5 protein-coding genes, 1 other RNA gene and 3 pseudogenes are annotated in these 6,150 nt (G+C 50.6%); 3 read left to right on the top strand and 6 right to left on the bottom strand.

Going from position 1 to position 6,150, the window contains the following annotated elements:
* A pseudogene (locus ERD80_RS22490) lies at positions 1-304 on the top strand (hypothetical protein); the annotation flags it as partial.
* 155 nt (positions 305-459) lie between these two features.
* Here ERD80_RS22490 and ERD80_RS11650 read toward each other — a convergent pair.
* The 3 genes and pseudogenes from ERD80_RS11650 to smpB form a co-directional block, all read right to left on the bottom strand.
* Positions 460-1,635, bottom strand: a pseudogene (locus ERD80_RS11650) (integrase domain-containing protein).
* Between the two features lie 189 nt (positions 1,636-1,824).
* Positions 1,825-2,189: a transfer-messenger RNA gene (gene ssrA / locus ERD80_RS11645) on the bottom strand.
* A 43-nt stretch (positions 2,190-2,232) separates the two neighbouring features.
* Positions 2,233-2,715: an SsrA-binding protein SmpB gene (smpB, locus tag ERD80_RS11640; protein ID WP_136546992.1), complete on the bottom strand. Its 483-nt coding sequence runs from the start codon at positions 2,713-2,715 to the stop codon at positions 2,233-2,235.
* A gap of 159 nt (positions 2,716-2,874) precedes the next feature.
* On the opposite strand from smpB, the gene ERD80_RS11635 reads away from it, so the two are divergent.
* Both ERD80_RS11635 and ERD80_RS11630 read left to right on the top strand, forming a co-directional pair.
* Positions 2,875-3,309: a type II toxin-antitoxin system RatA family toxin gene (locus ERD80_RS11635; RefSeq protein WP_021506507.1), complete on the top strand. Its 435-nt coding sequence runs from the start codon at positions 2,875-2,877 to the stop codon at positions 3,307-3,309.
* Positions 3,302-3,592, top strand: a complete 291-nt coding sequence (locus ERD80_RS11630) for an RnfH family protein (protein WP_021506508.1) — start codon at positions 3,302-3,304, stop codon at positions 3,590-3,592. Before ERD80_RS11635 ends, ERD80_RS11630 begins: the two co-directional genes overlap by 8 nt.
* Positions 3,593-3,642: 50 nt before the next feature.
* On the opposite strand, the gene bamE is transcribed toward ERD80_RS11630, so the two are convergent.
* The 3 genes and pseudogenes from bamE to ERD80_RS11615 form a co-directional block, all read right to left on the bottom strand.
* On the bottom strand, positions 3,643-3,990 hold the full coding sequence (gene bamE, locus ERD80_RS11625; protein WP_021506509.1) for an outer membrane protein assembly factor BamE: 348 nt from the start codon (positions 3,988-3,990) through the stop codon (positions 3,643-3,645).
* 184 nt (positions 3,991-4,174) lie between these two features.
* Positions 4,175-5,836, bottom strand: coding sequence for a DNA repair protein RecN (gene recN, locus ERD80_RS11620; RefSeq protein WP_136546990.1), 1,662 nt, complete (start codon positions 5,834-5,836; stop codon positions 4,175-4,177).
* Positions 5,837-5,921: 85 nt separating this feature from the next.
* Positions 5,922-6,150, bottom strand: a pseudogene (locus tag ERD80_RS11615) (NAD(+)/NADH kinase); the annotation flags it as partial.

Here is a 6,150-nt window from a genome sequence, read left to right as displayed (position 1 = left end):
CAATAAAATAAAAGATGAATTAATTGGAAAAATAAATTTTAAGCTAATTAATGGAAGTGCTATCCAAGAATGTTCTGAAAGGGCGCTACTCTTTTTAGATGTAATGTCCTGCCCATATATAGATATCAAACACAAGAGAATTTGGGTCAGGAATATTGCAAAAGAACTACAAGAAGCCAGCCCAACAAATGCTGAAATAGATGATTACATTGAGCATGAGACATCAAATCCTTGGTTCGTAGATTGGTTAAATGTGGATCTTTTAAATCTATTGGAGAAAAAACAATTGAAAAAAGCTTACTAAACTGATAGTTTATTACTGAAGCAACCAAGATGCCCTACACATTAGTTTGATATACTCATCTTTCATCTTTTTGAGACCTGAAAAATTTCATTTCTCACTAATTAGAGATTTGAGAGCAGAAATGCACACACCAAGGGATGAGGTTGCTTCACCTTTTATTTCATATAAATAAACACTCCCCACCAATTCATTAGTTCTATTCTTTTTGTCAAGTAAGTAGAACGGTTATATGCCCGCCTAACCTCATTTTTATCAGAATGAGCAAGCGCTGCTTCAATAACATCTGGATTAAATCCATTTTCATTTAATGCGGTACTTGCAATTGATCGTAATCCATGTGCAACTAATTTCCCACCATAGCCAATACGTTTAAGTGCAGCATTTGCTGTTTGGCTATTCATAGGATGTTTTGGATTATTTCTGCTCGGGAAAACATGTTCCCTATGAGAACTTATTTGTATCATGGCCTCTAATATCTTAATTGCTTGTGGAGAAAAAGGAACAATGTGCTCACGCTTAGCCTTCATCCGTTCTGCGGGAATTGTCCAAAGTCTTGCATCGAGATCAATTTCTGACCAGCGAGTCTCGGAGGCTTCAGCAGGGCGAGCAAGAGTCAGTAGTTGCCACTCGATTAAATATCGAGTCGAAATCGTCAAATTCGACATGGCTAAAGAACGCATCAAATTAGACAATTCTTTTGGCCGCAATGTCGGCATATTCTGCTTCTTAGGTTTTTCAAATGCCATACACACGCCAGAAGCAGGATTCGCATTTATCAAACCGGTGTTAACCGCATAAACCATGATTTCGTTAATGCGCTGAAATAACCGACGAACAGTCTCAAGTGCGCCACGAGCTTTAATTGGCTCTAGTGCTTCAACAATCTTCCTGGCCTTGAGTGTTTGAACAAAAATCTCACCAATCGTAGGGAGGATGTCTTTCTCCAGGGATCGCCAAATATCCTTCGCATAATCCTCAGTGACGCTGTTGCTTTTAAGCAGTACCACCCGCCGGCCACGACCGAAAATTCTTTCCAGTTCGATTGACGCTATTCGATACTTCCTCCTCCTGCTTCTGTGTGTCGATCTCTTGAGCAAGCAACTAAATATATTAGTCACACATTTGGCGTGCTGCAGCGAGCGTTAGGGCAGGGTAAGAGCCAAGGCTGAGATTTGAGCGGCTGCTGAATTTGGCCGCTGGTAGCGAAAATGCCATAGCTTCTTACCAGACGTTCTAACGAGTAGGAAAAGACCGCCATAATCATGTAAGGTGAAGTCTTTCTCTTTAGGCGTAGCCTTGAGAATTTCGTTATTGATGAGAGGGCGTGTCATCCGCGGCCAGACTAATATCCGTCAATAACTGGTACACGTTTTTGGCACACATTAAAGCGTGTAATTAGACGTGTACTAATGATCACTGGATTCAGCCGGATTACAGACACAAAAAAGCCCGCAGGGATTTCACCAAGCGGGCTCTTAGGACTTCATCGAATGACTCTGGTAATCACCGATGGAGAATTTTGGTGGAGCTGGCGGGAGTTGAACCCGCGTCCGAAATTCCTACATCCTCGGTACTACATGCTTAGTCTGGTCTTTACATTCGCTTGCCAGCTGCGGACAGACACGCCACTAACAAACTAGCCTGATTGGTTTTAACGCTTCAACCCCAGGCAGGGCATCCACGCGATCTCTTTTAGGTTTGACCTCTCTTGATCCCCGTCCTAAGAGCGGAGGCTAGGGAGAGAGGGCTCTAAGCAGGTTATTAAGCTGCTAAAGCGTAGTTTTCGTCGTTTGCGACTATTTTTTTGCGGTTTTTTAGCGAGGCCTACCGCACCTCGGCATGCACCTTGGGTTTCGCGAATCCCGTCGAATCCAGAATCAGCCCCAAGACTTGTTACTCTAGCAAAAAATTATAAAAGATTCCAGTGCTTAACGGCTGGCATTCTTCATAATTCGTGCTTTGTCCATCTTCCACTCGCGATCTTTAATGTCCGCGCGCTTGTCGTGTTCTTTCTTACCGCGTGCCACACCAATCTTTAGTTTGGCCCAGGCGTTTTTCCAGTACAGCGACAGCGCGACCACGGTGTAACCTTCGCGGTTAACACGGCCGTACAGGGAGTCCAGTTCGCGCTGGTTCAACAGCAGTTTGCGGTTACGCGTGGGATCACACACCACGTGGCTTGATGCCACCGTCAGCGGCTGAAAAGTGGAACCGAACAGATAGGCTTCGCCATCGCGCAGCAAAATATAGCTGTCGCTGATGTTCGCTTTACCGGCGCGCAGTGATTTGACTTCCCATCCTTGCAACGCCATGCCGGCCTCGAACTCTTCTTCAATGAAGTATTCATGGCGAGCGCGTTTGTTGAGGGCAATAGTGGCTGAACCGGGTTTGTGAGCTTTTTTCTTTGTCATAGTGCGGCGTAGTCTACATCACTCAGTCTGTGGGCGCATCCCCTGTCCTGCGGGGCGGTAAAAAACACACTATTTTAGCACAGCTGGCAAAGGCGTGAATTTTTGTTTAGTAGCTTAAAATGGTATAATTCAACGGTTTTGTGACCAACAGGAACCATTATGGCCCAGATTAGCCGTTCAGCGCTGGTCCCGTATAGCGCTGAGCAGATGTACCGGCTCGTGAATGATGTGGATGCTTATCCTGAATTTCTTCCGGGCTGTACCGGCAGCCGCGTGCTGGATAACAGCGGTAACCAGATGACCGCCGCGGTGGATGTTTCCAAAGCCGGCATCAGTAAAACCTTTACCACGCGTAACACCCTGACCGATAACCAGAGCATTCATATGCAGCTGGTCGATGGGCCGTTCCGCAAGCTGACCGGTGGCTGGAAATTTATCTCGCTCGGCGACGATGCCTGCAAGGTTGAGCTCAGCCTCGACTTTGAATTCACTAACATGCTGGTCGAGATGGCGTTTGGACGCATCTTCAAAGAGCTGGCCAACAGCATGGTGCAGGCGTTTACTCAGCGCGCCAAAGAGGTTTACCGTGGCTGACATCAGCGTTGAAGTGGTGTACGCGCTACCGGATAAACAGTATCTGCGTGAGGTAAGCCTGGAAGAGGGCGCGACGGTTGAGCAGGCGATTCAAGCATCCGGACTGCTGACGCTGCGCAAAGATATCGACCTGAGCAGCAACAAGGTCGGCATTTTCAGCCGTCCGGTCAAGCTCAGCGATACGCTGCAGGATGGCGATCGGGTAGAGATTTATCGCCCGCTGATTGCCGATCCAAAAGAGATGCGTCGGCAGCGGGCAGAGCGCGCGGCAACGAAAAAGTAAATTACAGGCATTAAAAAAGGCGCTCAGGCGCCTTTTTTGTTGCGGCTCACTCAGTCTTCTGTGCCGGTGAGGCGCGGTTTGTTATCGATGTTCGTCAGCGTACCGTTGCTGTCGAAGGTCAGCGTCAGCGTCTGCTGCTTCACGCTCTCATGGCCTGGCTCCTGACGGAACACGTAATACCAGACGTTGCTGCCAAACGGGTCGTGCATCATCGGCGTACCGAGCGTGTAGGCAACCTGCTGCTGCGTCATGCCGGTGTGAATCTTCGAAACGTCGTTGGCGACCAGGTAATTCCCCTGATTGATATCCGGACGATACACAACGCGCTCAAGGGTGGAACATCCGGCGGTCATCATCAACATTACCACTGCCGCGGCAGTCAGCGTTTTACAGCGCATCTATACATTCCTTTTCTGGGGCCAAACGCCTTTCATCAGGCAGTTTTGTTGCCATCGAATTCTGAACTCTGCATACGGCAGGCTTTATTATGGCGATATGACTGCCGATGATAATAAACCTTTGAGCTATTGGAAACCTCTACAGAGCAAGCATATGACCACCAGGCCGCAAAAAAGTGCGGTGTCAGGCTGCTAAAAGTTCTTTTGCGTTCGCCAGCGTGTTGCGTGTAACTTCGCTGCCGCCAAGCAGGCGTGCCAGTTCCTGCAGACGCGCGCGCTTATCCAGCGGCTGCATGTGGGTTTCAGTCATCGCACCGTCGGTTTCTTTGCTGACGAAGAAGTGCTGATGACCACAGCCCGCGACCTGCGGCAGGTGAGTTACGCACATTACCTGAGTCGATTCGCCCAACTGGCGCAGCATCTGGCCAACGACAGCGGCCGTCGGACCACTGATACCGACGTCAACCTCATCGAAAATCATCGCCGGAGTTTCCATTTTCTGTGCGGTGATCACCTGAATCGCCAGCGCAATACGCGACAGTTCACCCCCTGAGGCCACTTTACCCAGCGGCTGCAGCGGCTGGCCCGGGTTAGTGGTGACACGGAAATCAATACGGCTGGCACCTTCGGCTGTCAGCTGATCGGCATTGAATTCCAGCATGATGGCAAACTCACCGTGTGGCATGGCGAGCGTGCGCATGCTTTGCGTAATCAGCTGGCTCAGCTCCTGCGCCGAGGCAACGCGTTGCTGATGCAGGGCTTCAGCACAGGCCAGCGCGGCCTGATGATGAGCGACGACATCGCTCTGCAGGCTTTCCTGATCGCTCTCCTGCTGCGACAGCTGTTCCGCTTCATCCAGCAGCTGCTGATACAGCACCGGCAGCGCTTCCGGTGAAACATGGTGCTTGCGCGCCAGCGCAATCTGCCGCGACAGACGCTGCTCCAGCTCGTACAGGCGATTAGGATCGAGGTCGAGCCGTTCACAGTAGTGGCGAAGCTCATCGCTGGCTTCACTTAACTGAATCGCGGCTTCTTCCAGCAGGTTAAATACGCCGCTGACTTTATCGTCCAGCGAGACCAGCTCACTCAGCATATTACGCGCGCTGTAGAGCAGGCTTTGCAGGTTGGTGTCATCGCTGTCGGCAAGAATTTGCAGCGCCTGCTGGCTGGTGGACAGCAGCTGACCGCTGTTCGCGAGGCGCTTGTACTCTTCATCAATCTGCTCAAACTCGCCTGGCTGCGGCGCAAACTCGGTGAGTTCTTTCAGCTGATACTGCAGCAGTTCGCGGCGGGCTTCACGCTCCTGCGACAGCTGCTGATGCTGCGCCAGCGCGCGGCAGCTGTGGTGCCAGCGCTGATAATGCTGACGCATCTCCGCCAGCCGATCGTCGTGCGCGGCGTAGGCATCCAGCAGGTGTTTCTGATGATCGGTTTTAAGCAGCAGCTGATGCGCATGCTGACCGTGGATTTGAATCAGTAACTGACCGAGTTCGCGCAGCTGCGACAGCGGTACGGACGTGCCGTTGATAAAGCCACGTGAGCGGCCATCGGCACTGATCACGCGGCGCAACAAACATTCGTTGCCGTCGTCGAGCTGGTTCTCCGCCAGCCAGCGCTGGGCTGAGGGTGACGCTTTCAGCTGGAAGCGCGCGCAGATATCCGCGCGGCTGGCCCCCTGACGCACCATGTCTGCTTCAGCACGGCCGCCAAGGCACAGGCCCAGCGCATCAATCGCGATGGATTTCCCTGCGCCGGTTTCGCCGGTGATCGCTGTCATGCCACGATGAAAGTCGATCTCCAGTTCACGAACGATTGCAAAATTACTGATGGTCAGTTGTGCCAGCATACAATCACCTGTATGTAAAAACAGATATGGTTTTTCATACAGTATAAACTGGTTTTTTATCCAGTAAAGTAGCCGGCAGGCCTTTTCAGAATAATTTTTTTGACCATCCAAGTTTTGAGCTTAAGGTATTAAAATAATTATAATTTTTGGGATGAATTAAATTGAGGTGATTGGCGCTGCGGCGAATCAGCACATCTTCCCCTTCCTGAATCGGCAGGGCGATCTGGCTGTCACAGCTGATCTCCAGGTCGCTGCGCAGCGAGGAAAAACGCAGGCGAATGGTGCTGCTACTGTTGATCACCAGCGGACGCGCC

It is taken from the genome of Pantoea sp. R102, assembly GCF_004916815.1.
GTDB classification, from domain to species: Bacteria; Pseudomonadota; Gammaproteobacteria; order Enterobacterales; family Enterobacteriaceae; genus Pantoea; species Pantoea dispersa.
The sequence above is the reverse complement of the archived record's forward strand: the minus strand, read 5'-3'. Positions and strand labels throughout refer to the sequence as shown.